Source organism: Luteibacter sp. P4_E6 (assembly GCF_056401535.1).
On sequence record NZ_JBFUJE010000667.1, the window covers coordinates 1 to 1,902 of the forward strand.

The window sequence follows — 1,902 nt, forward strand, 5'->3', positions numbered from 1 at the left end:
CTTCCAACGGAAGCCCGCGGCGGAGTAATTCGAGCTCATCGATAATCGCCCGACGTTGCGAAGCCGAGAATGCCGCGACACCCAAGGAATGCTTGGGCGATGTGCGAGCATGATGGACGATAGCTTCCGCGACCCGCTTAGCCTCCACGGTATTAACGCGTTTGCCACCTGTGTCGAAGACACCATCGCGAACGTGATTGAAGACAAGACCCCTGCCCCCTTCTACCGTGTAAGGGCTAGGAACGATGAAGAGCTTGTTCTGGTAGAACTGCTTGTTGCTAACTGCAATTAGGGACTGATGCCGGCTTCGGTAGTGCCACCGAAGCATGCGCGTCGGCAATCCCCGTGCCGTAAAGAGGCCGAGAATGCTTTCAATATCGCTGACACGGGTGGTGTCGTCTTCGTCGTCCTCATCGCCATCGACGCTGGTCATCTTGGCAAAGAATGCCGTGGGCGGGAGCTGGCGAGGATCACCAACGACAACCACCTGCTTTGCCCGCGCGACGGCACCGAGCGCATCGACGGGCTGAATCTGACTGGCCTCATCCATCACAAGCAGATCGAACTCCATGGCACCGGGGGGCAGGAACTGCGCRACAGACAAAGGGCTCATCATGAAAACGGGCTTCAGCGCTCGAAGTGCCGGCGCGGCCTTTTCAACCAGCTTCCGGATAGCCATGTGTCCTTTCTTTCTCTGGATCTCGCCTCGAAGAACGCCCAGTGGCCCAACCGACCCGCTATCCCGGATCGGTACACCCTGATGGTGGACCTTTACGACCTCGACCGCGGCGGCCACGATCCGTTGACGATCGAGATCGGCGAACTCCCTTACCAGCCGCCCGTGCGCGATGCCGTCGAAACGGCCGAGGGCCGGCGTTGTACGTACCATGCGGGCATAGGTCACTTCGTAATAGGCCATCTCAAAGGCGCCGAGGACGTTCTCCGCCGTAAGGCGGCCGTCAGCAAGTCGACTTACAACGTCCGCGCAACCACTGGATGAGGCCTTGGCCGCGCGGTCACGGTAGTTCACCCATCTGTGAAGCTCCTCGTGTTCGGCGAACCAGCGATCGAGGCGCCATGCCAGCGTGTCAAAGAGAACCTCGTTCACCTCTGGCGTACCCACGCTAGCGGCCAGGTCGAGCTGCAAGTCGCTCGCGATCGCGTGGAACGTCGAATGGACGTGCGCTCCGGACGCGTCAAGGAGCCGCGCCTTCGGCAACAGAGTGTCTCGCTCGCCGACGCGACCGGCGAGCGCGCGAATGTCTGGATTTGCCCTCGCCCAATCCGCTGCCGCCGTAAGAGCAGCCCAATCCGACGACAGACCGCTCCAGGCGGTGTCGAATGCGGATTGCCCGATACCGTGAGCGCGCTGTACGGATGACATGGCAGCCTGTCCATCCGCTAATGTCTGAAGGAGCGCGCAGACCTCGCCTGCCGTCGCGGGCATGACCGGCGCAAGGGACTCAACGGCCGCATAGGCCTGTGTGTGTCGCACCGCCAGCTGCAGGAGGGACTCAAGGTCAATCTGTTCGGGGCCTGCTGCCGCGCCAAACACCTTCGGCTGGATCGGGGTGAAGTCGTCCCAGACAGATGCCAACAATGGCGCGTGATTGGCTATGAGCCCAGCAACCTGCCTGGACCGGACGCCGACGTCACCCTTCTCGGGACCTTTTGAGGCAAGGAGGCGGGGCTCTGCACCCAGCCCCCTGAGCGATCGCATCCACTCAACCAGTGCAATCAGAGGTGCAGCGCTTGAGCGTTCGCCACGCCAGTCCTCACCGAACGCACTGCGACCGAATACGTCTTCATCCCGAACCATCTTTCGCGCAGCCTGGCCACGCATGAGCGCATCGAGCAGCGCCAGAACGACTGGCAACTGGAGATTAGGCGTTGAGATCACTG

The 1,902-nt window shown here is 61.5% G+C and carries 1 protein-coding gene; it reads right to left on the reverse strand.

The annotated features are described in order from the left end of the window. The coding region (locus AC1DT2_RS22170; RefSeq protein WP_477298772.1) for a DEAD/DEAH box helicase at nt 1–1,902 on the reverse strand (1,902 nt) is incomplete at both ends.